Genomic DNA, 23,909 nt, shown 5'->3' with positions numbered 1-23,909 from the left:
GTGGTGGGGTTGCTCAGGTGGGATGGCGGCCGGTCAGTAGGCCGCGAGGATGTCGACCACGAACACCAGGGTGTCGGTGCCGCTGATCTTGGGGGGTGACCCGGCGGCGCCGTAGCCGTCCTTGGGGGGCACGACCAGCAGCACGCGGCTGCCGACCGGCTTTCCGACGAGCTGGGTGTCCCAGGCCGTGATGACCTGCTTCTGCCCGATGACCGTCTCGAAGTAGCCGTCGGGGCTGTTGGCGCTGCTGTCGAAGTTCTTGCCGTCCTTCCACAGCGCGCCCGTGTAGCTGACGCGGATGGTCTGGCCGGCCTCGACCTTCTTGCCCTCGCCCTCGATGAGCACCTGGGAGACGGTGTCCTTCGGCGGCTCCTGGCCCTTCGGGATCGTGATGGTGGCCGGCTTGCCCTCCTCGACCTTGGCGGTCGGCAGGTCCTTCGGCGGGTTCACCGCCTTGCCCTTGGCGCTCTTGAGCGGGGTCGTGGCCGAGACGACGTCGAACAGGAAGACCACCGTGTCGTCCTTCGCGACCTTGATGTCGGCGTTGCCCTGCTCGCCGAAGGCGTCCTTGGGCGGCATCGCGACCAGCAGTCGGGAGCCGACCTTCTGGTTGGTCACGCCCTTTTTGATGCCGGGGAGCAGGTTCTGGTCGCCGAGGTTGAGGCCCAGGTTCTGCTTGCCGAAGTTCGTGTCGAGCTGGCTGCCGTCCTTGCCGTTGAGCAGGACGTACTTCAGGCTCACGATCTCGGAGCCCTTGACGACGGGGCCGTCGCCCTCCTTCAGGACCCGCGTCTGGGTCTCGGTCACCGACAGCGGCTTGGGCTTGACCTCGACCTTGGGGGCCTCGCTCGCGCTGCCGCCCGAGACCGTGGTCTGGTCGAGGGCGGTGGGCTTGGCCTCGTCCTTGCCGTCACCACAGGCGCTGAGGCCGCCGACGGCAACGACCGCCGCGAGGGCGGCGGTGGACAGGGTGCGGGTACGTCGTTTCAGCACGAGGGATCTTTCGGTGGACGATGGAGCACGGGAACGTCCACCATAACTGCTGCGGCGGGACGGGGGTTCCGACGGTCTAGCCGCCCATGCCCTCGATGAGGCGGTCCACCCGGGCGTCCACCGCGGCGAACGGGTCCTTGCAGAGCACCGTGCGCTGGGCCTGGTCGTTGAGCTTCAGGTGCACCCAGTCGACCGTGAAGTCGCGCCGGTGCTCCTGCGCCGCCCGGATGAAGTCGCCGCGCAGCTTCGCGCGGGTCGTCTGGGGTGGCCGGGTCTTGGCCTCGAAGACCTCGGGGTCGGTGCAGACCCGCGCAGCCCGGCCGTGCTTCTGCAGCAGGTAGAACAGCCCCCGCCTGCGGTTGATGTCGTGGTAGGCGAGGTCGAGCTGGGCGATGCGGGGGTGTTCCAGCGGCAGGCCGTGCTTCTCGGCGTAGCTGGTGATGAGGCGGTGCTTGATGACCCAGTCGATCTCGGTGTCGACCATCGACAGGTTGCCGGTCTCGACGGCGGTGAGCGTGCGCTCCCACAGGTCGAGAACCTGCTTGTGGATCGGGTCCTCGAGGCCCTCCCGGTCGGCGAACGCCTGGGCCCGTTCGAGGTACTCCCCCTGGATCTGCAGTGCGGACAGCTCGCGACCGTTGTGCAGGCGCACCGTCTTGCGGCCGGTCATGTCGTGGCTCATCTCGCGAATGGCCCGGATCGGGTTCTCCAGGGTGAGGTCGCGCATGACCACGCCGGCCTCGATCATGCGCAGGACCAGGTCGCACGAGCCGACCTTGAGCATGGTGGTCGTCTCGCTCATGTTGGAGTCGCCCACGATGACGTGCAGCCGCCGGTAGCGCTCGGCGTCGGCGTGCGGCTCGTCACGGGTGTTGATGATGGGGCGCGAGCGGGTGGTCGCCGAGGAGACGCCCTCCCAGATGTGGTCCGCCCGCTGGCTGACGCAGTAGGTGGCGCCCTTTGACGTCGTGACCACCTTGCCGGCGCCGCACGTGATCTGCCGGCTGACGAGGAACGGGATGAGCACGTCCGAGAGCTGCTGGAACTCACCGGCGCGGCCCACCAGGTAGTTCTCGTGGCAGCCGTAGGAGTTGCCGGCCGAGTCGGTGTTGTTCTTGAAGACGTAGATCTCGCCCTGCACCCCCTCCTCGACCAGTCGCTCCTGGGCGTCGGCGACCAGGCCCTCGAGGATGCGCTCCCCGGCCTTGTCGTGGATCACGAGCTGGCGGACGTGGTCGCACTCCGGGGTCGCGTACTCCGGGTGCGACCCGACGTCGAGGTAGAGCCGCGAGCCGTTCGAGAGGAAGACGTTGGACGAGCGGCCCCAGGAGACCACCTTCCGGAACAGGTACCGCGCAACCTCGTCGGGCGTGAGCCGGCGCTGCCCGTCGAAGGTGCAGGTGATGCCGTACTCGTTCTCGATACCGAAGATCCGGCGCTCCATGCAGCCACTCTAGGCCGGTGGGCCCCGCGGAGGTGTGGTACGAGGCAGGTCCCGGCATCTGAGAGCATGTCGCCCATGCGTGATGTCGCTGTCTCCCCCGAGCAGCAGGCGGCGCCCCCGTCCTCCCCCGGCGGGGTCGGCGACGTGACCCGGCACACCCAGTCGATCCTCGAGCGGGCCCAGGCCTACGCCGATGCGATGCGGCACGAGTCCGACCGGGTGCTGGCGGACGCCCGGTCCGAGGCCGAGGCGCTCCGCAGCGACGCCCAGCGCCTGCACGACGAGGCTGCCCGCCTCCACGCCGACGCCGAGCACGCTCACGTGAGGGCCGCGGCGACCCTGGCCGAGGCCCGGGCCGATGCCGAGAGCCTGCTCGGCGACGCCGCCGAGCAGGCCGCCCTCCTCACCGAGCGCGCCACCCGCACCAGCGAGGACGCCGTCGCGACAGCAAGGGACGAGGCCGACCGCCTCCGCAGCGCTGCCGCGGCCCAGGCAGCCGAGCTGGCGGAGGCAGCCCGCGCCGACCACGACGCTGCCCTCGCCACCGCACGGGAGCTGGCCGCCGCGCGAGACGCCGAACACGCCCGCCGCCTCGAGGCCCTCGAGGCCGAGGAGGCCCGCCGCCTCGACGCTGCGGACGCCGAGGCGGAACGGGTGGTCCGCGAGGCGGCAGCAGTGGCGACGTCCCTGCGGGAGGAGGCCGAACAGGAGCGCGCCCGGTCGCTGGCCCTCGCGGAGCAGGTCTCGCAGGAGGCGGCGGCGGGGGCCGAGGTGACCCGGGACCACGCGGCCAAGCACGCCGCATCCGTGGTGGACGCGGCGCAGGCGGAGGCCCAGCGGCTCCTCGCCGAGGCCGCCGGCCAGCTCGACTGGGCTTCGGCGACCGTGGCGCGCATCGTCGCCGAGGCGGAGTCCGAGGCGGCTCGCAAGCGCATGGAGCTGCACCGTGAGCTCACGGCACGGGCCCGCGCCCGGCGCCAGACGATCCAGAGTGCGCTCGCCCGGGCGGCGCACCGGGCCCGCACCGGGCTCGAGGTCGCCAGGGCCGAGTCGGAGCGGCTGCGCGCCCAGGCGGAGGCGGTGCTGGTCTCCGCCGAGACCGCTGCCGAGCGCACGGTCCGACAGGCGCAGGAGGAGGCCGACCGCGTCCTCGCCGGCGCCCGCGAGCAGGAGCAGGCAGCTGCGCACCGGGCCGGCCGCCGGCTGGAGGAGGCCGAGCGGGGCGCCCGACTGGTGCGCCAGCGCACCGCCGACGAGGTCGAGCGCCTGCAGCGCGAGGCCCACGCCACCAGCCAGGCGGCCCGGGCGGAGCTCATGCGCGTCACCGACGAGGCCCGTGCCGACGCCGACCGCGTCCGGGTCGAAGCACGCGCGATGCTCGAGCGGGCCCGGGCCGAGGTCGCCGTCCTCGCTGCACGCCGCGAGGACATCACCCAGCAGCTCGGGCACCTGTCGGGGGTCATCGAGGCCCTCGCGGTGCCCTCCGAGAACCCGACCGCAACCACGAGTGACCCCACCGCCACATCCCAGGAGAGCACGGACCCACGATGAGCCAGACCCCCACCTTCCGCACCGTCCTGCGCGGCTACGACCCCGCCGAGGTCGACAAGCGCCACAACGAGCTCTCGAACGCGCTCGTGGGGGCCCGCCAGGAGGCCGCCGACCGCACCATCGAGGCCAGCCAGCTGCAGCAGGCCAATGGCAGGCTGCGGGAGGAGCTCGCGGCCCAGGCCGAGCGCCTCAGCGCCCTCGAGGACGAGCACCGCAGAGCCGCCGCTCCGACCTACGCCGACCTCGGCGAACGGATCGGCACGATCCTGGCGCTGGCCGACGAGGAGGCCGAGGAGATGCGCCGGGCGGCCACGGCCGAGGCCGAGACGCTACGCGGCGCCGCCACCATCGGGGCCAACGAGACGCGCTCGGCGGCTGACCGCTACGCCGAGGAGGTGCGCACCAAGGCCGACGCCGAGGCGAAGCTGGTCGTGGAGAAGGCGCGCCGGGAGGCCGACACCATCCTCGACGACGCCGACCGCGAAGCCTCCGCGCGCCGCGAGGAGGGCGAGGCCTTCTACGAGAGCCAGCGCGCCCGGGCAGCCGCGGCGGCCGCGGACTTCGAGTCCACCCTAGGCCAGCGCCGGGAGACGGCCGCCCAGGAGTTCGCCGCGCAGATGGCCCAGCAGGAGCAGGCGCTCAGCGACGCCCAGCAGCGCGCCCAGAGCCTCTCCGCGGAGTCCGAGCAGGCGCTCAGGCAGGCGCGCGCCGAGGCCAAGGCCCTGGTGACCGCGGCCCGCGAGGAGGCCGAGGGGTACGTCATCGCCGCACGGGAGCAGGCCGAGCGCATCCGCCGCGACTCCGAGCGCGAGCTCGCCGCGGCCACGGCTCGCCGCGACAGCATCACCGCCCAGCTGAGCAACGTCCGGCAGATGCTCTCGACCCTCGGCGGGGCGTCGATGGCCGAGTCCCTCGTGGGCGAGGTCGCGGCCGAGGCGCAGGCACCCGGCGACGAGCCGCAGGCCGAGGCGCAGGCACCCGGCGACGAGCCGCAGGCCGAGGCGCAGGCACCCGGCGACGAGCCGCAGGCCGAGGCCCCGGCGCCCGCCGACGAGCCGAAGAAGGCCGAGGAGCAGCAGAAGGGGAAGGCCACCGCGCAGAAGCAGGGTGTGGGCGCCCGGCGCTGAACCCTGCGCCGAGAGCGAAACGCCTCGACAGCCGCTCCCGGGCGCTGGTTCGGTGTCCGGCATGGACATCCTGGTGCTCGGTGGGACGGCCTGGCTCGGCAGCGAGGTCGTCCGGGCGGCGGTGGAACGAGGCCATGCCGTGACGGCCCTGGCTCGCGGAGAGTCAGGGCCGGCACCGGCGGGGTCGGCCTTCGTGCGGGCGGACCGCACCCGACCCGGTGCCTACGAGGAGGTCGCCGGCCGGGACTGGGACGCGGTGGTCGACCTGGCCCGCCAGCCCGGGCAGGTGCGCGCAGCCCTGTCCGCGCTCTCGCCCCGGACCGGCACCTGGGTCCTGGTGTCCTCGTGCTCGGTCTACGCCGCGCACGACACCCCCGGGGCGGACGAGTCTGCTGCCCTGCTGCCCGCCCTCGACGGCGAAGAGGCCACCGCCGAGACCTACGGCGAGGGCAAGGTCGCCTGCGAGCAGGCCGTGCTGCAGGCGCGTGGCGCGGACGGCGCGCTGGTCGCCCGCTCCGGACTCATCGGCGGCCCGGGCGACCACACCGACCGCACCGGCTACTGGCCGCTGCGCTTCGCCCGCCCCGCCACCGACGACGACGCGGTGCTGGTGCCCGACTCCCCGGCGCTCAGCACCCAGCTCATCGACGTGCGCGACCTCGCGGCCTGGCTCGTCGACTCCGCGGGGCACCGCACTGCGGGCGTGATGAATGTGGCGGGGCCGGTTCTTCCCCTCGAGCAGCACCTGGCCACCGCCCGGTCGGTGACCGGCCACGACGGCCCGGTGGTGGCGACGGACCCCGGGTGGCTCGCGGCCCGGGGCGTCCAGGAGTGGGCCGGCGAGCGGTCGCTGCCCCTGTGGGTCAACACGCCCGGCTGGGAGGCCTTCATGCACCGGGACACCAGTCGCGCCCGAGCTGCCGGGCTCGTCACGCGCCCCCTCGAGGACACGATGCGCGACACCCTGGCCTGGGAGCTCCGGGCTGGTCCGGGTCGCGTCCGCAAGGCAGGCCTCTCCCCCGCCGACGAGCGGGAGCTCCTCGCTGCCCTGCGGGCGAGCGGCCCACGGTAGGGGCGCAACGGGCGGTGGCCCCCGAGGGTCAGGAGCCCTCTGCGTCCGGGCGCTGCGTCTGCGGGTTGGTCGAGGCGTCGCGCGGGGTCTCCCCCGTGAGGATGTCGTGGTGACCCGGCGTGGCGTCGTCGACGGTGGGGGCGTCCTGGACCTTGCTGTCGCGGTTGAGCAGGTTGCTGAGCAGCCCACCCCCGATCCGCCGGAACGTGCGCCGCGGCCGCTCCCGGTCGAGCACGGCCACCTCGAGCTGCGAGGGCGACAGGGTGCGGTCGTGTCCGCCGGCCGGGTCCTTGCCGAGCAGCTCCACCGCGAGGGTGAGCGCCGCCCCGAGGCTCATCCCCGGCCTCCAGCGCTCCTTGAGCGCACCCTCGATGACGTCACCGGCCCCGCCCATCGCCACGAAGCCGTGCTCGTCGGCGACGGACCCGTCGTAGGTCAGTCGGTAGATCTGGTCGTCGTCGGGGCCCTGACCGACCTCGGCCACGACGATCTCGACCTCGTAGGGCTTGGACTCCTGGGTGAACACCGTTCCGAGGGTCTGCGCGTAGGCGTTGGCGAGCCCGCGCGCCGTGACGTCGATCCGGTCGTAGGAGTAGCCGCGCAGGTCGGCGTACCGCACACCGGCGACCCGCAGGTTCTCGAACTCGTTGTACTTGCCGACCGCCGCGAAGGCGATGCGGTCGTAGATCTCGGAGACCTTGTGCAGGGCCCGGGAGGGGTTCTCGGCGACGAACAGGATCCCCCGGTCGTAACCGAGCACGACCACCGACCGGCCGCGGGCGATGCCCTTGCGCGCGTAGTCGGCCCGGTCCTTCATCAGCTGCTCGGGCGAGACGTAGAACGGCATGCTCGTCATCGCGCACCTCCCGGGTTGCCGTCGCGTCGGGCCAGGACCCCCTCGACGACCCCTCGGAGGTCGTCGTCCGGGAGGAACCGCACGCCCGCCTCGTCGACGACCGCGAGGGTGGGCCAGATGCGGCGGCTGAGGTCCGGGCCGCCGGTGGCCGAGTCGTCGTCGGCGGCGTCGTAGATCGCCTCGACCGCGACGGCCACCGCCTCGTCGACGCCCAGGCCGGGACGCCACAGCTTCTTCAGGGCGCCGCGGGCGAAGAGGGAGCCCGAACCGACGCTGTGGTGGTCCTTCTCCTCGTAGCAGCCGCCGGTGACGTCGTAGGAGAAGATCCGGCCCCCGGGGCGCTCGAGGTCGTAGCCCGCGAACAGCGGCACGACCGACAGGCCCTGCATGGCCATGCCGAGGTTGGCGCGGATCATCGAGGCCAGCCGGTTGGCCTTGCCCTCGAGAGACATGAGCGCGCCCTCGATCTTCTCGTAGTGCTCGAGCTCGACCTGGAAGAGCCTCACGAGCTCGATGGCGATCCCCGCCGTGCCCGCGATCCCGACAGCCGAGTACTCGTCGGCGGCGAAGACCTTCTCCATGTCGCGGTTGGCGATGATGTTGCCCATGGTCGCGCGGCGGTCTCCTGCCATGACCACGCCCCCGGCGAAGGTCACCGCGACGATGGTCGTGCCGTGCGGGGCCTCGAAACTGCCGGTGGGCAGCGGTCGTCGCGAGGGAAGCAGGTGCGGGGCGTGCGCCCCCACGAACTCGGTGAAGGAGGAGGAGCCTGCGGCGAGGTATGCCGCCGGGAGCCTCCCGGCGTCGGGTCCGAGGCTCACTGGCCGCCCTTCTGGACGAACCCGCGCACGAACTCCTCGGCGTTGGACTCCAGGACGCCGTCGATCTCGTCGAGCACGCTGTCGATGTCGCTGTCGAGGTTCTCCTTGCGAGCGCTGGCCTCCGGCGATGCCGGGGTGGGCTCGGGCGCCTCGTCGGGCGCGTCGTCGCGCCGCTGCGGCCGGCTCTGCTCCTGGCTTGGCATCTCGTGACCTCCGCTCTCAGCCCCGCCCGCCCTCACGTGCGGGGGCGTGTGTGTCGCTGCTGACGACGCTGCTGCTGATCAACCTAGTCGGACCCTAGCCCGATGCAGAGGCCAACTCGCGAAGAAGGGCTGCGGCGTCAGCACTTCGGTCGAGCAACGGCCCGACGGTCGCACGGGTTCCGCGCAGCGGCTCGAGCATGGGCACCCGCTGCAGCGAGGTGTGCCCGGGGACGTCGAAGATCACCGAGTCCCAGGAGGCGGCTGCGATCTGGTCGGGGTACTTCTCCAGGCACTTGCCCCGGAAGTAGGCCCGGGTGTCCACGGGTGGCTCGTGCACCGCGTGCAGCACCTCGTCGTCGCCGACGAGCTCCTCGAAGTGCCCGGCGGCGCGCAGCCGGTGGAACAGCCCCTTGTCCGGGCGGACGTCGGACCACTGGATGTCGACCGCCTTGAGCCGGTGGTCGGACCACTCGAGGCCGTCGCGGTCGATGTAGCCCTGGAGCACCTTGAGCTTGGCCACCCAGTCCACCTCCCTGGCGGCCTCCATGGGGTCGCGCTCGAGGCGGTCGAGCACGGTCCCCCACCACCACATGACCTCCGCAGTGTCGTCGTCGAGCTCGCCGGCATACCGCTCCTCGAGCCACTTCTCGGCGAGCTCGTGGTAGCGCCACAGCAGCTGCACGGCGGTCAGCCTGGTGCCGTCGCGCAGCTCGATGGTCTCGCGGCAGGTCGGGTCGTGGCTGACCCGGTGGAGGGTGTGCACCGGGCGGTTGACGGTGAGGTCCTCGCCGATGGCCCGGTCCTCGATCATCGCCAGGACCAGCGACGTCGTGCCGAGCTTGAGCAGGTTGGCGACGTCGCAGTGGTTCGCGTCGCCGATGATGACGTGGAGCCGCCGGTACAGGTCGGCCACGGCGTGCGGCTCGTCACGGGTGTTGACGATGGGCCGCTTCAGGGTGGTCTCGAGACCGACCTCGACCTCGAAGAAGTCGCTGCGCTGGCTGATCTGGAACCCGGGCGTCCGGGAGTCCTGGCCGATGCCGACCCGGCCGGAGCCGGTCACCACCTGGCGGGCGACGAAGAAGGGGATGAGGTGGCGCACGATCTCGCTGAACGGCGTCTCGCGGGGCATCAGGTAGTTCTCGTGGGTGCCGTACGAGGCGCCCTTGCCGTCGGTGTTGTTCTTGTAGAGGTTCACCCCGGGAGGGACCTGTGAGAGGCGCCGCACCGACTCGCGCATGATCAGCTCGCCGGCCCGGTCCCAGGCCACGGCGGCCCGCGGCGAGGTCACCTCGGGCGAGCTGTACTCGGGGTGGGCGTGGTCGACGTAGAGTCGTGAGCCGTTGGTCAGCACGACGTTGGCCAGCGACGGGTCGTCCTCGTCGGTGAGCTGGCTGGCGTCGGCGACGCCGCGTCCCATCTCGAAGCCGCGCGCGTCGCGCAGGGGCGCCTCGTCGGCGTAGTCCCAGGAGGCGTGCGCCGCCCGGATGCCCTGGGCCGAGGCGTAGGCGTGCACCACCTGCCCCGAGAGCAGCATCGGGTTGGCCGCGGGGTCCCCGGGCACCGAGATCCCGTACTCGGTCTCGATCCCCATCACGCGGCGGACGGTCATGCGACAACCTCCATGGCAGCACCCTAAGCGCCACCTCCCCCGCGTGCCGCACAGGTGGTGACGCAGCCCACGTGGACCCACCGCGCGCCACCACCGTGCCCGGTGGCCATGATGTGCCCGTGCGCCACTCCCCCCGTGCCATGTCACCCCTCACCGCAGCCTTCACCGCGGTGCTCGACCGCTTCCTGCGCAGGCCCGTCGAGAGCCTCAGCCTCCAGGAGATCCAGTCCCAGCGCGGTCGCAGCTACCCCGCGCACCCGCCCTTCACCTGGGCCACCGGGCAGGTCGACCGCCGGGTGGGGATCACCTACGGCACCGCGACGGCCCGCGACGGCTACGAGGTGCCGCTGCGCGTCTACCGGCCGCGGGCGGTGCGCGACACCGAGACGGACGTCCCGGTCGTCCTCTTCTTCCACGGCGGGGGCTGGGTCCAGGGCAACGTCGTGATGTACGACCCGCTGTGCACCCACCTGGCCCAGCAGGTCCGGGCGGTCGTGGTGAGCGTCGACTACCGCATGGCACCGGAGCACAAGGCGCCCACTGCGGCCCACGACTGCATCGACGCGGCCCGCTGGGTGGCCGACCGGGGCCCGGTGCTGCGGGCGGACACCTCGCGCCTCGCGGTCTGCGGCGACAGCGCCGGTGGCAACCTCGCGGCGGTGGTGGCACTGGCGAGCCGCGGCGGCGGTGGACCTCGCATCGCCCACCAGGCGCTGGTGTACCCCGCGGTGGACCTCACGCTCGCGTCACCGTCGATCCAGGAGCACGCCCACGCCCCCGTGCTGACGCTGGCCAACATCCTCGCCTTCCGGGCCCACTACGTGGCGCAGGGCGCAGACCTGCGCGACCCTGCCCTCTCCCCGCTGTTCGGCGACCTCGGCGGCCTGCCGCCCGCGCTGGTGCAGACCGCGGACCTCGACCCGCTGCGCGACGACGGCCTTCGCTACGCCGACGCGCTGCGCCGGGCGGGGGTGCAGGTCAGGGCGACCAACTACGTACGGGTGCCCCACGGCTTCGCGTCGTTCCCCGGGGTGGTGCCGGCCGGCGCCCAGCACCGGGCGGAGCTGGTGCACGAGCTCCGATCCCACCTGTATGCCGCCGAGCAGGACGGCGGGCGACAGTCCGGATAGTCTGCCAGTCAGCAGCGCGGCACCTAGCCCCGAGGAGTCCGACCCATGCGCGACATCGTCGTGTTCTCCGGCAGCGCCCACCGCGAGCTCGCGGCGCGCATCTGCGCGGAGCTGTCGGTGCCACTCTCCCCCGCCCAGACCAGCCGGTTCAGCAACGACTGCCTCCAGGCCCAGCTGCTCGCCAACTGCCGACAGCGCGACGTGTACATCGTGCAGCCGCTGGTGCCGCCCACGCAGGACCACCTCATGGAGCTGCTCCTGATGATCGACGCGGCACGCGGGGCCTCCGCGGCACAGATCACCGCGGTCATCCCCCACTACGCCTACGCGCGGTCGGACAAGAAGGACGCCTCCCGGATCTCCCTCGGTGGCCGGCTGGTCGCCGACATGCTGGGCACCGCGGGGGTCGACCGGGTGCTCACGATGACGCTGCACGCGCCCCAGGTCCACGGGTTCTTCTCGGTGCCGGTCGACCACCTGACGGCCATCGGGGTGCTGGCCGAGCACTTCCGCGACCGCGACCTGCGCGACTGCGTGGTGGTCTCCCCGGACCTCGGCAACGCCAAGACCGCGACCCAGTTCGCCAGGCTGCTCGGCCTGCCGGTGGCCGCCGGCAGCAAGCAGCGCCTCGGCGACGACCGGGTGGTCATCGACGCGATCGTCGGCGACGTGGCCGGCAAGCGCGCGATCGTGCTCGACGACGAGATCGCCACGGGCGGCTCCATCGTCGAGCTGCTCGAGCGGCTGGCAGAGCAGGGGTGCCGCGAGGCGGCGGTGGCCTGCACCCACGGCCTGTTCGCGGGACGGGCGGTCGAGCGGCTCCGCGACCACCCCATGGTCAGCGAGGTCGTCACCACCGACACGGTTCCGGCGCCGACGGGCTGGCCCGGGCTGAGGATCCGCTCCGTCGCCGGGCTGTTCGCCGAGGCGATCTCGCGGATCCACGCCGGCGAGTCGGTCAGCAGCCTCTTCGACGGCGTGGACCCCTCGCACGCCCCGCCGCGGCCCACGCTGTTCGACCCCGTCCACGCGTGAGGGCGGGTGCCCGCCCCGTCGTCGGGGCGCTGGCGGCCGACACGGTGGCGGTGCTGCTCTTCGCTTCCGCCGGCCGCTCGAGCCACGCGGAGGGGGTCACGGCAGCGGGTGTGCTGGACACCGCCTGGCCCTTCCTCGCCGGAGTCGGCGGGGGCTGGCTCGTCGTGCGCGCCTGGCGCGGCCACTGGCCGGCGCCGCGTGGCGGTGCGGTCCGCCCGACGACGATCGAGGGGGCAGCCGTCGCGCTGGCGGCCGTCACCGGCGGCATGCTCCTGCGCAGGGCCACCGGGTCGGGGACCGATCCCGCCTTCGTGGTCGTGGCGACGGTGGTGCTGGGGGCCCTGCTGCTGGGCTGGCGAGCCGGGTGGTCGGTGCTCAGGCGGCGGTCGCGACCCACATGGGGCCGGCGCCGGTCTGCACCACTCGACGGGTGACCCGGTAGGTGGAGCCGTCCCACGTGAACTCGTACCCCGGGCGGATCTCGCGGTGCAGCGGGTACCGCTTGCCGTCGCGAGTGCCTCCGTTGCAGAGGGCGTACCGAGGGAACATGCCCCCACCGTAGGGCGCGGCGGGCCGCCCGGCCCGCGTCCTTACCCTTCCTTGACCGGAGTGCGGGGGAATCCGTGGCCCCCCGCCCTCCGGGCCCGGCGACCTGAAGGTGGCCCGGCGACCTACAGGTACTGGCCGGTGTTGGCGACGTTGTCGATCGAGCGCCCCGGCTCGGTGCCGGACTTGCCGGTGATGAGCGTGCGGATGTAGACGATCCGCTCGCCCTTCTTTCCGGAGATGCGTGCCCAGTCGTCGGGGTTCGTGGTGTTGGGCAGGTCCTCGTTCTCCTTGAACTCGTCGACACAGCTCGCGAGCAGGTGGTCGACGCGGATGCCGCGCTGGCCCTGGGTGAGGAAGTCCTTGATGGCCATCTTCTTCGCCCGGTCGACGATGTTCTGGATCATCGCGCCACTGTTGAAGTCCTTGAAGTAGAGGACCTCCTTGTCGCCGTTGGCGTACGTCACCTCGAGGAAGCGGTTCTCCTCGATCTCGGAGTACATCCGCTCCACGGCCGCTGTGATCATGGCGTCGACCGTCGCCTGCGGCGAGCCGCCGTGCTCGGCGAGGTCGTGCTCGTGCAGCGGCAGGTCGGCCACGAGGTACTTGGTGAAGATGTCGCGGGCGCTCTCGGCGTCCGGGCGCTCGATCTTGATCTTCACGTCCAGGCGGCCGGGCCGCAGGATCGCTGGGTCGATCATGTCCTCGCGGTTGGAGGCGCCGATGACGATGACGTTCTCGAGGCGCTCGACGCCGTCGATCTCAGAGAGCAGCTGCGGCACGATCGTGGTCTCGACGTCGGAGGAGACGCCCGAGCCCCGGGTGCGGAACAGGCTGTCCATCTCGTCGAAGAACACCACGACGGGCGTGCCGCCGGACGCCTTCTCGCGGGCCCGCTGGAAGATGAGCCGGATGTGCCGCTCGGTCTCGCCGACGTACTTGTTGAGCAGCTCGGGGCCCTTGATGTTCAGGAAGAACGACTTGCCGACCGGCTTGCCCTCCCGTTCGGCCACCTTGCGGGCCAGCGAGGACGCGACCGCCTTCGCGATGAGCGTCTTGCCGCACCCTGGCGGGCCGTAGAGCAGCACGCCCTTCGGCGGCTTCAGCTTGTGCTCGAGGAACAGGTCGGGGTGCAGGTAGGGCAGCTCGACGGCGTCGCGGATCGCCTCGATCTGGCCCGCCAGGCCACCGATGTCCTCGTAGTCGATGTCGGGGACCTCCTCGAGCACGAGCTCGGAGACCTCGGCCTTCGGGATCCGCTCGTAGACGAAGCCGGAACGGGGCTCGAGCATCAGGGCGTCGCCGACCCGGATCGGCTCGCCGACGAGGGACTCGGCCATCCGCACCACGCGCTCCTCGTCGGCGTGGGCCACGACGAGGACGCGGTCGTCGTCGAGGAGCTCCTTGATCATGACGACCTCGCCGACCCGCTCGAAGCCGCAGGTGGCGACCACGTTCATGGCCTCGTTGAGGCGGACCTCCCGGCCGGAGGACAGCTCGCCCGGGTCGACCGCCGGGCTGACCGCCACGTGCATCTTCCGGCCGCCGGTCAGGATGTCGACGGTGGCGTCGTCGTAGGACTCGAGCACGATGCCGTAGGCGGCCGGCGGCTGGGCCAGCCGGTCGACCTCGCTCTTGAGCGTGACGATCTGCTCGCGCGCCTCCTTGAGCGTGCGCACGAGGCGCTCGTTCTGCGACGAGATGGTGGCGAGGTTCGACTGGAGCTGCAGCACCTTGGTCTCGAGCTCGCGGGAGCGGGCGGGGGTGTCGGCCAGCCGCTGGCGCAGGGCCGCCACCTCCTCGGCGAGCAGCTGCTGCTGGCGGCGCTCCTCCGCGTGGTCGTCGAAGTGGTCGCGGTGGCTCGACTTGTCGCTCATGTCGGCTCCCTCGTGTCGAAGGTCCGACCGCTCTCGGCGGCCGATAACCGACCCTAACGCCGAACTACTCTGAGTTCACGGAGGTTTGCGTCACAGATCGGCGGATCCGGCGGACCTTCTTGTCCGAGGGCGTCCGCTCCCCGATGTCCTCGGGCGTCCACTCACCGGTCTGGCCGAACGCCTCGTGGTCGGCCGTGGTGTCGGCGCCCTCCTCGCCGTACGCGCCCTTGGCCGGGCGCCGCTTGCGCAGGGGCGGCGTGACGCCGGGAGCGAGGCGGCGCGTGGTGATGAGGAAGCCGGTGTGGCCGTGCATCCGGTGCTGCGGCCGCACCGCGAGGCCCTCGAGGTGCCAGCCGCGCACCAGCGACTCCCACGCCTCGGGCTCGGTGAAGCCGCCGTGGTCGCGGATCGCCTCGGCCACGCGGGAGAGCTGGGTCGCGGTGGCGACGTAGCAGATGAGCACGCCACCGGGCAGCAGCGCGTCGGCGACCGCCCCGAGGCACTCCCACGGCGCCAGCATGTCGAGCACGACCCGGTCGACGGTGCCGTCCTCGACCGCCTTCGGCAGCTCCTCGACGAGGTCGCCCACGGTGACCTGCCAGGCGGGGTGGTCGACCCCGAAGAAGGCCCGGGCGTTGCCCCTGGCGATGTCGGCGAAGTCCTCCCGCCGTTCGAACGAGTGCAGGCTGCCGTGCTCGCCGACGGCGCGGAGCAGCGACATCGACAGGGCGCCGGAGCCGACCCCGGCCTCGACGACGCGGGCCCCGGGGAAGATGTCGGCCATCGTCACGATCTGACCGGCGTCCTTGGGGTAGACGACGGCGGCGCCGCGCGGCATCGACATGACGTAGTCCGACAGCAGCGGACGCAGGGCGAGGTACTCCACGCCGGCCGTGTTCCTGACCACGGAGCCGTCGGGTGCGCCGATGAGGTCGTCGTGCGCCAGGCGGCCGCGGTGGGTGTGGAACTCGCGGCCGGGCTCCAGGGTGATGGTGTGCAGCCTGCCCTTGGGATCGGTCAGCTGCACCCGCTCCCCCACCGCGAAGGGCCCCCGGCGCAGGGAGGCGCCGATCGGGCCGGTGGAGGTGTCTGGCTGCTCGGCGCTGGTCATGGCGCGCCAGTCTAGTTGTGGCTCAGAGACGCTCGACCGCGCGGTTCACGTCCTCGGCGGTGGCGATGCCGAGGAAGCGTCCCTCGTGCGTGATCGCCACCAGCGGCGTGCCCAGTGTCTGCATGGCGGTGATCACGGGGACGATGTCGGCGTCCGGCGCCACGTCGACCGCCCAGCCCTTCGGCTGCGGCCGCGAGACCGCGGTCATCCCCGTCTCCGCGTACCGGCCGTGCGGGACGTGCCCGACCGCCTCCGGCTCGACGACGGCGATGGGCAGGCCCGAGGCGTCGAGGACGACGATGACCTGTCCCGGCACCCACCTGGCGAGGGCGTTGTCGAGCCGCTCGTCCTCGGGAACGGCCAACGCCGGGCGCAGCACCTCCGCGACCGGCACCTGCTGCACGGCCGAGAGGACCTGCCCACCGCGGATGGCCGAGGAGGCACCCGCCCACATGAAGACCGCGATGAAAATGGCCCAGCCCAGGTCGAAGAGGTCGACCGGCCTGCCGAGCGCCAGGGGCCGCGCCAGCACGTAGACGACCACCAACGCGGTGACCACCCGTCCGCACCAGCCGGCCACCACCATGCCCCTGGGTCGGCTCCCCGTGATCTTCCAGACCGCCGACTCCACGAGCTGCCCGCCGTCGAGCGGCAACCCGGGGAGCAGGTTGAACCCGGCCAGCGCCGCGTTGAGGACGGCGAAGCCCCCGAGGAGCGTGCGGGGTATGCCGGTGGGCCCGGTCTGCAGGCCCAGCCAGGCGAGGAGTGCGAGCAGGCCGTTCGCGAGGGGCCCGACGGCGGCGATGACGGCCGCTGCACCCGGGGTCGAGCGGCCCGACTCGAAGGCCGTGTGGCCGCCCCAGAGGTCGGCGACCACACGCAGGACCGGGAGGCCGAACGCCCGGGCGGCGATGGCGTGGGCCGCCTCGTGCACCAGGACGGCCACGAGCAGCTGGACGGCGATGAGGGCGGCGACACCGTAGGCGAGGAACCCGAGGTCCGGGCGGCTCCGGGCGATCGAGGGCCCGAGGAGCGCGACCAGCACCAACCCGATCAGGGCCCAGCTGCCACCGATGTAGACCGGCACGCCGGCGACCGTCGCGACCTTCACCCCGGGGCGGCGCTCTCGCGGCTGCATGCTGCTGACCCTATGTCAGGGCCCTCTTCTAGAGTGCGCTGCATGGTTGCCGCACTCTCCCCCAGCCGGGCGTCTGACTTCATGCAGTGCCCGCTGCTCTACCGGTTCCGGGTCATCGACCGGCTCCCCTCCCCGCCCAGCCCGGCGGCCGCCCGCGGCACCCTCGTCCACGCGGTCCTCGAGCGCCTTTTCGACCTGCCTGCCCACGAGCGCACCCCGGAGGCCGCGGCGGCCCTCGTGGCGCCGGAGTGGGCAGCCCTCAAGGAGGCCGAGCCCGAGCTGGCGGCCCTGGTCGACGACCAGGCGGACGACCTGCCCTCGCACGACGGGTGGTACGCGGAGGCGATCGCCCTGATCGAACGGTGGTTCACCCTCGAGGACCCCACCCGCCTCGAGCCCGCCGAGCGGGAGCTCTACGTCGAGGCCGACTTCGACGGCCTCGTGCTGCGCGGGTACGTCGACCGCCTCGATGTCGCGCCGACGGGGGCGATGCGGGTCGTCGACTACAAGACCGGCCGATCGCCCTCGGAGCTGTTCGAGGGCAAGGCGCTGTTCCAGATGAAGTTCTACGCGCTCGTGCTGTGGCGGCTGCGCGGAGAGGTCCCCACGCTGCTGCAGCTGGTCTACCTCGGCAACGGCGAGACGGTGCGCTACAGCCCCGACGAGGCCGACCTGCGGGCGACCGAGCGCAAGCTGAAGGCGCTCTGGGCCGCCATCCAGCGCGCCGCCGAGACCGGCGACTGGCGGCCGAGCACCTCCCGGCTCTGCGACTGGTGCGACCACCGGGCGCTGTGCCCGGCCTGGGGCGGCACCCCTCCCCCGCTTCCCGACCACGCCAGCCGGCTCGCGCTCGACCCGCAGCGCTCGGGAGAGGCCGAGAAGGCCGAGGACTGAGCCGGCGGGGCCGGCTCAGCGGCCGACGAAGACCGACGTCAGGTCGTGCGGGGCCAGCCCGCGCAGCGACGGCAGCTGCACCGAGCCGGCCATGAGGGGCACCGGCACCACGTGGGGCACCGCCACGGTGGGCACACCGGCGTCGACGGCCGAGCGGACGCCGGTGGGCGAGTCCTCGATGGCGACGCAGTCGGCGACGTCGACGCCCAGCAGCCTGGCAGCAGCCAGGTAGGGCTCGGGGTGCGGCTTGCCGTGCTCGACCTCGTCGCCGGTCACCAGGGCCGCGAAGGCGCCCGCGGGCAGAGCCCCCACGACGGCGTCGGCCAGCGAGCGCCACGACATGGTGACGAGCACGCAGGGCACTCCGGCCTCGCCGAGGGCGGCCAGCAGCTCGCGGGCCCCCGGTCGCCACGGCACGTGCTCGCGCACCTGCACGATGACCCTGCGCAGCAGCTCCTCCACGATCTCGACCGGTGAGAGGGTGACCGGCGAGTGGGCCCGGATGAACTCGGCGGAGACCATGAGGTCGTTGCCGACCAGCTCGTGGGCGTACTCCTCGTTCCACACGCCGCCGTGCTCCTCGACGAGCGCGTGTTCGGCCCTGATCCAGTAGGGCTCGGTGTCGACGAGGGTGCCGTCCATGTCCCAGAAGACGGCGGCGGGCAGGTCACCCGAGCGGGTCGGGGTGGTCGGCGAAGCGCTGTCAGCCGGCATTGAAGTACTTGGCCTCCGGGTGGTGGACGACGAGCGCGTCGGTCGACTGCTCGGGGTGCAGCTGCAGCTCCTCGGAGAGCGAGACGCCGATCCGCTCGGGCTCGAGCAGCGCGACCAGCTTGGCGCGGTCCTCGAGGTCGGGGCAGGCCGGGTAGCCGAAGGAGTAGCGCGACCCCCGGTGACGTTGGCGCAGGATGTCCGCGAGCTCCGGGCTGTCCTCGTCACCGAAGCCGAGCTCCTCCCGCACCCGGGCGTGCCACATCTCGGCGAGCGCCTCGGTGAGCTGGACGGACAGGCCGTGCAGCTCGAGGTAGTCGCGGTAGGCGTCGGCGGCGAACATCTGCCCGGTCGCCTGGGCGACCTTCGACCCCATGGTCACGAGCTGGAAGGAGACGACGTCCGGGACGCCGTCGGCGGCATACCGGTCGTGGCTCTTGAAGAAGTCGGCCAGGCACAGCCTGCGGTCGCGGCGCTGGCGGGGGAAGGTGAACCGGGTCCGCTCGCTGCCCTCCGGCTCGCCCGCCGGGCCCTGCTCGTGCCAGAGCACGACCAGGTCGTTGCCCTCGCTGTAGCAGGGGAAGTAGCCGTACACGACCGCTGCCTCGAGCAGGTCCTCGGTCTTGAGCCGGTCGAGCCACATCCTCAGGCGGGGGCGGCCCTCGGTCTCGACGAGGTCGTCGTAGGAGGGACCGTCGGCGCCCCGGGTTGGCTTCAGCCCCCACTGGCCGAGGAACGTCGCCCGCTCGTCGAGGTAGGCGGTGTAGTCGGCCAGCGCCACCCCCTTGACCACACGGGTGCCCCAGAACGGCGGGGTCGGGATGGCGTTGTCGACAGCCACGTCGGAGCGCGTGGTGTCGCTGAGCGCGGCGTCGTCGCGGTGCTGCTCGACCTGCCGGACCCGCCGCCGTCGCAGTTCGGGCAGGGCGTCGGCGAGCTGCACGTCGGGGTTGGTCTTCGCCAGGGCCACGGCGTCCATGAGCCGCAGGCCGTCGAAGGCGTCGCGGGCGTAGCGGACCTCACCCTCGTAGAGCTCGGCGAGGTCGTTCTCGACGTAGGCGCGGGTGAGGGCGGCCCCGCCGAGGAGCACGGGCCAGCGCGCCGCCATGCCGCGGGAGTTGAGCTCCTCGAGGTTCTCCTTCATCACCACCGTCGACTTCACGAGCAGCCCCGACATGCCGATGGCGTCGACCTCGTTCTCCTCCGCGGCGCGGATGATCTCCGTGATGGGCTGCTTGATGCCCAGGTTGACGACCTCGTAGCCGTTGTTGGACAAGATGATGTCGACGAGGTTCTTGCCGATGTCGTGCACGTCGCCCTTGACGGTCGCGAGGAGCACGCGCGCCTTGGCCTCGCGCCTGCCGCCGCCGAGCTGCTCCTCGATGAAGGGTTCGAGGTACGCGACGGCAGCCTTCATGGTCTCGGCGGACTGCAGCACGAAGGGCAGCTGCATCTCCCCGCGGCCGAACAGCTCGCCGACGGTCTTCATGCCCTCGAGGAGGTGGTCGTTGATGACGTCGAGCGGACCGGTGCCCTTGTCGAGGGCCGCCTGCAGGTCCTCCTCGAGCCCCTTGCGCTCGCCGTCGATGATGCGCCGGGCCAGGCGCTCCTCGAGGGGCAGGGCGAGCAGCTCGTCGGCCCGGGTCGCCTTCATCGAGGCGGTGTCGACGCCCGAGAAGATCTCGAGGAACCGTTCGAGCGGGTCGTAGCCGTCGCGCCGGCGGTCGTAGACGAGGTCGAGCGCGACGTCGCGCTGCTCGTCCGGGATCCGGTTCATCGGCAGGATCTTCGCCGCGTGCACGATGGCCGAGTCCAGACCGGCCTTGACGCACTCGTGCAGGAACACGGAGTTGAGCACGATGCGAGAGGCGGGCGAGAGGCCGAACGAGACGTTGGAGACCCCCAGGGTGGTCTGCACCTCCGGGTAGCGCCGCTTGATCTCGCGGATCGCCTCGATGGTCTCGAGACCGTCGCGGCGGGTCTCCTCCTGACCGGTGGCGATGGGGAAGGTCAGCGTGTCGACGACGATGTCGCCGACCGCCATGCCCCAGTCCCCCGTCAGGGCGTCGATGAGCCGCGAGGCGATGGCGACCTTCTTGTCCCTGGTGCGGGCCTGGCCCTCCTCGTCGATGGTCAGGGCCACCACCGCGGCGCCGTGCTCCTTGGCGAGGTGCATCATCCGCTGGTAGCGCGAGCCCGGGCCGTCGCCGTCCTCGAAGTTGACCGAGTTGATGACCGCACGGCCGCCGAGCATCTCGAGTCCGGCCTCGATGACCGCCGGCTCGGTGGAGTCGAGCACCAGGGGCAGCGTGCTGGAGGTGGCCAGCCGGCTGACCACCTGCTTCATGTCGGCCACCCCGTCGCGGCCGACGTAGTCGACGCAGACGTCGAGCAGGTGCGCGCCGTCGCGGGTCTGGTCGCGCGCGGTCTCCACGCAGGTGTCCCAGCGGCCCTCGAGCATCGCCTCGCGGAAGGCCTTGGAGCCGTTGGCGTTGGTGCGCTCGCCGATCGACAGGTAGGACGCGTCCTGTCGGAACGGCACCGACTGGTACAGCGAGGCCACCGACGCCTCGGTGCGCGGGCGGCGGCGCCTCACCTGCTGGCCGCCCACCGCCTCGACGACCTGGCGCAGGTGCTCCGGCGTGGTGCCGCAGCAGCCGCCGACGAGGGCGAGGCCGAACTCCCCCACGAACTGGGTGTGCGCCTTGGCGAGCTCCTCGGGCGTGAGGGGGTACGCGGCGCCGCCCTTGGTCAGCACCGGCAGGCCCGCGTTCGGCATGCACGTCACCGGCACGCGCGAGTGCCGCGAAAGGTGCCGCAGGTGCTCGCTCATCTCCGCGGGGCCGGTGGCGCAGTTGAGGCCGATGGCGTCGATGCCCAGCGGCTCGAGCGCGGTGAGCGCGGCCGCGATCTCCGAGCCCAGCAGCATGGTCCCGGTCGTCTCGACGGTCACCTGCACGAGCACCGGGAGCGACTCGCCCGTCTCGGCGAGCGCGCGCTTGCACCCGACCACGGCAGCCTTGGCCTGGAGCAGGTCCTGGGAGGTCTCGATGAGGAACGCGTCGGCCCCCCCGGCGACCAGGCCGCGGGCCTGCTCGGCGTAGGCGTCGCGCAGCGCGGCATACGGGGCGTGCCCGAGCGAGGGCAGCTTGGTGCCGGGGCCCATCGAACCCAGGACGAACCGCGGCTTGGCGTCGGTCGACCAGTGGTCGGCCGCCTCGCGGGCGATGCGCGCCCCCGCCTCGGCCAGCTCGTGGATGCGCTCGGGGATGTCGTACTCGCCCAGGTTGGCGAGGTTGGCCCCGAAGGTGTTGGTCTCGATGGCGTCGACGCCGACCTCGAGGTAGGCGTCGTGGACCGACCGGACGATGTCGGGCCGGGTGACGTTGAGGATCTCGTTGCAGCCCTCGTAGCCCTGGAAGTCCTCGAGGGAGGGGTCGGCGGCCTGGAGCATGGTCCCCATGGCGCCGTCGGCGACGAGCACCCGCTCACCGAGTGCGTTGCGGAAGAGGTCGGAGCGGCTGCTCACAGTGGTCTGCCTTCACGGTCGTCGAGGGGGTTCCCGGCGAGTCTACTGAGAGACCTGCTCGCCACCGGGGTCGCATTCCGTAGGGTGGGCAGTGCAGGAGTACCGACAGGAGGCGCTGCGTTGATCGAGCTCGAGGACGTTCCGGAGCTGCGGGACCCCGTGATGATCGCCGCCTTCGAGGGCTGGAACGACGCCGGCGAGGCTGCGACCGCGGTGGTCGACCACCTCATCGACATCTGGGACGCCGAGCCCATCGCCGCCCTCGACCCGGAGGACTACTACGACTTCCAGGTCAACCGGCCCCGGGTGGTACTCGACGAGGGCCGCCGCCGGATCAGCTGGCGCACCACCAGGATCCTGCTGGCGACGACCCCCGGCATCGACCGCGACGTGATCCTCGTGCAGGGCATCGAGCCGTCGTTCCGGTGGCGCGCCTTCACCATCGAGCTGATGGAGTTCGCCCAGCAGGCCGGGGTCAGCACGGTGTTCACCCTGGGCGCCCTGATGGCCGACGTCGCCCACACCCGGCCCATCCCGGTCACGGCGACCTCCGACAGCGAGGACGTCCTGCACCGCTACGACCTCGAGCCCAGCAAGTACGAGGGCCCCACCGGGATCGTGGGGGTGCTGGCCGACGCCGCGACCCAGGCCGGCCTGCAGTCCATTTCCTGCTGGGCCGCCGTGCCGCACTACGCCGGCCACTCGCCGTCGCCCAAGGCCACCCTGGCCCTGGTCTCCAAGCTCGAGGAGCTGCTCGACTCCCCGATCCCCCACGGCGACCTGTCCGAGGCGGCAAAGGCGTGGGAGCGCGGGATCAACGAGCTCGCCGAGACCGACGACGAGGTCGCGGAGTACGTCCAGTCCCTCGAGGAGGCGCAGGACACCGCCGACCTGCCGGAGGCGAGCGGCGACGCGATCGCCCGCGAGTTCGAGCGCTACCTGCGCCGCCGAGGCCACGACGGCGGCACCACGGGCTGACCCGGCCGCCACCCTCGTGGCCGGGTGCGGCTAGAGCCTGACGCCCAGCAGGGAGTCCAGCATCCGGGCGATGATGCCGGGCGCGGCGGGGTCGTCGCCGCCATGGGTGAGGCACTCCTGCGCCCACCGGTCGACGGCCGCGAGGGCGGCGGGGGTGTCGAGGTCGTCGGCCACGCGCTCACGGACCCGCTGCAGGGTGGCGTCGGCGACGGGGCCGGTGTTGACCGACATGGCGGAGCGCCAGGTCTCGAGGCGCTGCTCGGCCTCCTCGAGGTGGGCCGGCGTCCAGTCCCAGTCGGTGCGGTAGTGCTGGCTGAGCAGCGCGAGCCGGATGGCCATGGGGTCGACGCCGTCGGCCCGCAGCTTCGAGACGAGCACGAGGTTGCCCTTGGACTTGCTCATCTTCTCGCCGTCGAGGCCGACCATCGCCTGGTGCACGTAACACCGCGCGAACGGCCGCTCGCCCGTGAGCGCGACCGCCTGGGAGGCGCTCATCTCGTGGTGCGGGAACACCAGGTCGCTGCCGCCACCCTGGATGTCGAAGGTCATGCCGAGGAACTGCAGCGCGATGCAGCTGCACTCGATGTGCCAGCCGGGACGACCCGGCCCGAGCTGGTCGTTCTCCCACCAGGGCTCGCCCTCGCGGGCCGCGCGCCAAAGCAGCGGGTCGAAGGGGTCGCGCTTGCCCGCGCGGTCGGGGTCGCCGCCGCGGTCGGCGAAGACCTCCATCATCTGCTCGCGCGTCCACCCGGAGACCGAGCCGAAGGCGGGGTCGCTCGCGAGGTCGAAGTAGATGTCGTCGGACTGCGATTCGGGGGTCTCCACCCGGTAGGCCACGCCCTTGTCGAGCAGCTCGACGACTGCGGCCGCGATCGGTCGGATGCTCTCGACGACACCGATGTAGTGGTCGGGCGGGATGATGGCCAGGTCGGTCATGTCCTCGCGGAACAGCGCGACCTCCGCGGTTGCGAGGTGCTCCCAGTGCAGTCCGTCGCGTTCGGCCCGCTCGATGAGGGGGTCGTCGACGTCGGTGATGTTCTGCACGTAGAGCACCTCGTGGCCGGCGTCGCGCAGCGCCCGCCCGAGCACGTCGAAGGTGACGTAGGTGGCCGCGTGGCCGAGGTGGGTGGCGTCGTAGGGCGTGATCCCGCAGACGTACATCCTCGCGGTCGGTCCGGCCGCGACCGGGCGGACCGAGCCGGACGCGGTGTCGAAGACACGCACCGGCAGGCCGGTGCCCGGGACGGCCGGGATGAAGGGGGAAGGCCAGGAGATCACGGG

At 72.2% G+C, this 23,909-nt stretch carries 21 protein-coding genes; 8 read left to right on the top strand and 13 right to left on the bottom strand.

Annotated elements, in window-relative coordinates:
• Positions 1 to 33: 33 nt before the first annotated feature.
• Both P0Y31_RS06620 and pafA read right to left on the bottom strand, forming a co-directional pair.
• The gene (locus P0Y31_RS06620; RefSeq protein ID WP_275867575.1) at positions 34 to 993 is read right to left on the bottom strand and encodes an FKBP-type peptidyl-prolyl cis-trans isomerase; all 960 of its coding nucleotides are present in this window, start codon (positions 991 to 993) and stop codon (positions 34 to 36) included.
• A 76-nt stretch (positions 994 to 1,069) separates the two neighbouring features.
• Positions 1,070 to 2,437, bottom strand: coding sequence for a Pup--protein ligase (pafA, locus tag P0Y31_RS06615; RefSeq protein WP_275807612.1), 1,368 nt, complete (start codon positions 2,435 to 2,437; stop codon positions 1,070 to 1,072).
• A 75-nt stretch (positions 2,438 to 2,512) separates the two neighbouring features.
• Between pafA and P0Y31_RS06610 the strand changes: the two genes are divergently transcribed.
• From P0Y31_RS06610 to P0Y31_RS06600, 3 genes are all read left to right on the top strand, one after another.
• Complete coding sequence (locus tag P0Y31_RS06610; protein ID WP_275867573.1) at positions 2,513 to 3,988, top strand: hypothetical protein; 1,476 nt, start codon at positions 2,513 to 2,515, stop codon at positions 3,986 to 3,988.
• A complete protein-coding gene (locus tag P0Y31_RS06605) occupies positions 3,985 to 5,115 on the top strand; it encodes a hypothetical protein (RefSeq protein ID WP_275867571.1) in 1,131 nt (376 codons plus the stop codon). Before P0Y31_RS06610 ends, P0Y31_RS06605 begins: the two co-directional genes overlap by 4 nt.
• 61 nt (positions 5,116 to 5,176) lie before the next feature.
• A complete protein-coding gene (locus P0Y31_RS06600) occupies positions 5,177 to 6,187 on the top strand; it encodes an NAD-dependent epimerase/dehydratase family protein (RefSeq protein WP_275867569.1) in 1,011 nt (336 codons plus the stop codon).
• A 28-nt stretch (positions 6,188 to 6,215) separates the two neighbouring features.
• On the opposite strand, the gene prcA is transcribed toward P0Y31_RS06600, so the two are convergent.
• From prcA to dop, 4 genes are all read right to left on the bottom strand, one after another.
• Positions 6,216 to 7,043, bottom strand: coding sequence for a proteasome subunit alpha (prcA, locus tag P0Y31_RS06595; protein WP_275867568.1), 828 nt, complete (start codon positions 7,041 to 7,043; stop codon positions 6,216 to 6,218).
• Entirely contained in the window at positions 7,040 to 7,864 is an 825-nt protein-coding gene (prcB, locus tag P0Y31_RS06590) for a proteasome subunit beta (protein ID WP_275867566.1), read from the bottom strand. Before prcB ends, prcA begins: the two co-directional genes overlap by 4 nt.
• On the bottom strand, positions 7,861 to 8,067 hold the full coding sequence (locus P0Y31_RS06585) for a ubiquitin-like protein Pup (protein ID WP_091760181.1): 207 nt from the start codon (positions 8,065 to 8,067) through the stop codon (positions 7,861 to 7,863). The genes prcB and P0Y31_RS06585 overlap by 4 nt, the downstream gene beginning before the upstream one ends.
• Positions 8,068 to 8,161: 94 nt before the next feature.
• Positions 8,162 to 9,679, bottom strand: a complete 1,518-nt coding sequence (gene dop, locus P0Y31_RS06580; RefSeq protein ID WP_275867564.1) for a depupylase/deamidase Dop — start codon at positions 9,677 to 9,679, stop codon at positions 8,162 to 8,164.
• A gap of 119 nt (positions 9,680 to 9,798) precedes the next feature.
• On the opposite strand from dop, the gene P0Y31_RS06575 reads away from it, so the two are divergent.
• Genes P0Y31_RS06575 through P0Y31_RS06565 form a run of 3 tightly spaced genes read left to right on the top strand, consistent with a single transcriptional unit; the run spans position 9,799 to position 12,278 of the window.
• Positions 9,799 to 10,809: an alpha/beta hydrolase gene (locus P0Y31_RS06575; RefSeq protein WP_275867563.1), complete on the top strand. Its 1,011-nt coding sequence runs from the start codon at positions 9,799 to 9,801 to the stop codon at positions 10,807 to 10,809.
• A 45-nt stretch (positions 10,810 to 10,854) separates the two neighbouring features.
• The gene (locus tag P0Y31_RS06570; RefSeq protein WP_275867561.1) at positions 10,855 to 11,844 is read left to right on the top strand and encodes a ribose-phosphate pyrophosphokinase; all 990 of its coding nucleotides are present in this window, start codon (positions 10,855 to 10,857) and stop codon (positions 11,842 to 11,844) included.
• Positions 11,841 to 12,278: a DUF3054 domain-containing protein gene (locus P0Y31_RS06565; protein WP_275867559.1), complete on the top strand. Its 438-nt coding sequence runs from the start codon at positions 11,841 to 11,843 to the stop codon at positions 12,276 to 12,278. Before P0Y31_RS06570 ends, P0Y31_RS06565 begins: the two co-directional genes overlap by 4 nt.
• Here the strand turns inward: P0Y31_RS06565 and P0Y31_RS06560 are convergent.
• The 4 genes from P0Y31_RS06560 to P0Y31_RS06545 all read right to left on the bottom strand — a co-directional run bounded on the left by P0Y31_RS06560 (position 12,220) and on the right by P0Y31_RS06545 (position 16,516).
• Positions 12,220 to 12,393 carry a hypothetical protein gene (locus tag P0Y31_RS06560; protein ID WP_275867557.1) on the bottom strand — a complete coding sequence of 58 codons (174 nt, stop codon included), beginning with the start codon at positions 12,391 to 12,393 and terminating at the stop codon, positions 12,220 to 12,222. The genes P0Y31_RS06565 and P0Y31_RS06560 overlap by 59 nt on opposite strands.
• A gap of 122 nt (positions 12,394 to 12,515) precedes the next feature.
• Entirely contained in the window at positions 12,516 to 14,267 is a 1,752-nt protein-coding gene (arc, locus tag P0Y31_RS06555) for a proteasome ATPase (RefSeq protein ID WP_275867555.1), read from the bottom strand.
• Positions 14,268 to 14,331: 64 nt separating this feature from the next.
• Positions 14,332 to 15,378, bottom strand: a complete 1,047-nt coding sequence (locus P0Y31_RS06550; RefSeq protein ID WP_275867553.1) for a tRNA (adenine-N1)-methyltransferase — start codon at positions 15,376 to 15,378, stop codon at positions 14,332 to 14,334.
• A gap of 22 nt (positions 15,379 to 15,400) precedes the next feature.
• On the bottom strand, positions 15,401 to 16,516 hold the full coding sequence (locus tag P0Y31_RS06545; protein WP_275867551.1) for a site-2 protease family protein: 1,116 nt from the start codon (positions 16,514 to 16,516) through the stop codon (positions 15,401 to 15,403).
• A 42-nt stretch (positions 16,517 to 16,558) separates the two neighbouring features.
• On the opposite strand from P0Y31_RS06545, the gene P0Y31_RS06540 reads away from it, so the two are divergent.
• On the top strand, positions 16,559 to 17,410 hold the full coding sequence (locus tag P0Y31_RS06540; protein ID WP_275867549.1) for a PD-(D/E)XK nuclease family protein: 852 nt from the start codon (positions 16,559 to 16,561) through the stop codon (positions 17,408 to 17,410).
• 15 nt (positions 17,411 to 17,425) lie between these two features.
• On the opposite strand, the gene P0Y31_RS06535 is transcribed toward P0Y31_RS06540, so the two are convergent.
• Together P0Y31_RS06535 and metH are read right to left on the bottom strand one after the other, a co-directional pair.
• Positions 17,426 to 18,124 (bottom strand): HAD family phosphatase, encoded by a 699-nt coding sequence (locus tag P0Y31_RS06535; protein WP_275867547.1) that lies wholly within the window; start codon positions 18,122 to 18,124, stop codon positions 17,426 to 17,428.
• On the bottom strand, positions 18,114 to 21,650 hold the full coding sequence (gene metH, locus P0Y31_RS06530) for a methionine synthase (RefSeq protein WP_275867545.1): 3,537 nt from the start codon (positions 21,648 to 21,650) through the stop codon (positions 18,114 to 18,116). Before metH ends, P0Y31_RS06535 begins: the two co-directional genes overlap by 11 nt.
• A 120-nt stretch (positions 21,651 to 21,770) precedes the next feature.
• On the opposite strand from metH, the gene P0Y31_RS06525 reads away from it, so the two are divergent.
• Positions 21,771 to 22,628, top strand: coding sequence for a PAC2 family protein (locus P0Y31_RS06525; RefSeq protein ID WP_275867543.1), 858 nt, complete (start codon positions 21,771 to 21,773; stop codon positions 22,626 to 22,628).
• Between the two features lie 30 nt (positions 22,629 to 22,658).
• Here P0Y31_RS06525 and mshC read toward each other — a convergent pair whose 3' ends face one another.
• The gene (gene mshC, locus P0Y31_RS06520; RefSeq protein WP_275867541.1) at positions 22,659 to 23,906 is read right to left on the bottom strand and encodes a cysteine--1-D-myo-inosityl 2-amino-2-deoxy-alpha-D-glucopyranoside ligase; all 1,248 of its coding nucleotides are present in this window, start codon (positions 23,904 to 23,906) and stop codon (positions 22,659 to 22,661) included.
• Between the last annotated feature and the right edge of the window lie 3 nt (positions 23,907 to 23,909).

Origin of the sequence: Knoellia sp. 3-2P3 (assembly GCF_029223115.1) — a bacterium.
In the GTDB taxonomy this organism is placed as follows: domain Bacteria; phylum Actinomycetota; class Actinomycetes; order Actinomycetales; family Dermatophilaceae; genus Pedococcus_A.
This window is presented reverse-complemented; position numbering and strand designations above follow the sequence as displayed.

Bases quoted from the DNA above. Each gene is read 5' to 3' on its own strand.
- P0Y31_RS06545 (WP_275867551.1), bottom strand. From the start codon at position 16,516: ATGCAGCCGCGAGAGCGCCGCCCCGGGGTGAAGGTCGCGACGGTCGCC.
- P0Y31_RS06585 (WP_091760181.1), bottom strand. From the start codon at position 8,067: ATGCCAAGCCAGGAGCAGAGCCGGCCGCAGCGGCGCGACGACGCGCCC.
- P0Y31_RS06535 (WP_275867547.1), bottom strand. From the start codon at position 18,124: ATGCCGGCTGACAGCGCTTCGCCGACCACCCCGACCCGCTCGGGTGAC.
- P0Y31_RS06610 (WP_275867573.1), top strand. From the start codon at position 2,513: ATGCGTGATGTCGCTGTCTCCCCCGAGCAGCAGGCGGCGCCCCCGTCC.
- P0Y31_RS06560 (WP_275867557.1), bottom strand. From the start codon at position 12,393: ATGTTCCCTCGGTACGCCCTCTGCAACGGAGGCACTCGCGACGGCAAG.
- arc (WP_275867555.1), bottom strand. From the start codon at position 14,267: ATGAGCGACAAGTCGAGCCACCGCGACCACTTCGACGACCACGCGGAG.
- P0Y31_RS06600 (WP_275867569.1), top strand. From the start codon at position 5,177: ATGGACATCCTGGTGCTCGGTGGGACGGCCTGGCTCGGCAGCGAGGTC.
- pafA (WP_275807612.1), bottom strand. From the start codon at position 2,437: ATGGAGCGCCGGATCTTCGGTATCGAGAACGAGTACGGCATCACCTGC.
- dop (WP_275867564.1), bottom strand. From the start codon at position 9,679: ATGACCGTCCGCCGCGTGATGGGGATCGAGACCGAGTACGGGATCTCG.
- P0Y31_RS06540 (WP_275867549.1), top strand. From the start codon at position 16,559: ATGGTTGCCGCACTCTCCCCCAGCCGGGCGTCTGACTTCATGCAGTGC.
- prcA (WP_275867568.1), bottom strand. From the start codon at position 7,043: ATGACGAGCATGCCGTTCTACGTCTCGCCCGAGCAGCTGATGAAGGAC.
- P0Y31_RS06570 (WP_275867561.1), top strand. From the start codon at position 10,855: ATGCGCGACATCGTCGTGTTCTCCGGCAGCGCCCACCGCGAGCTCGCG.
- P0Y31_RS06550 (WP_275867553.1), bottom strand. From the start codon at position 15,378: ATGACCAGCGCCGAGCAGCCAGACACCTCCACCGGCCCGATCGGCGCC.
- P0Y31_RS06605 (WP_275867571.1), top strand. From the start codon at position 3,985: ATGAGCCAGACCCCCACCTTCCGCACCGTCCTGCGCGGCTACGACCCC.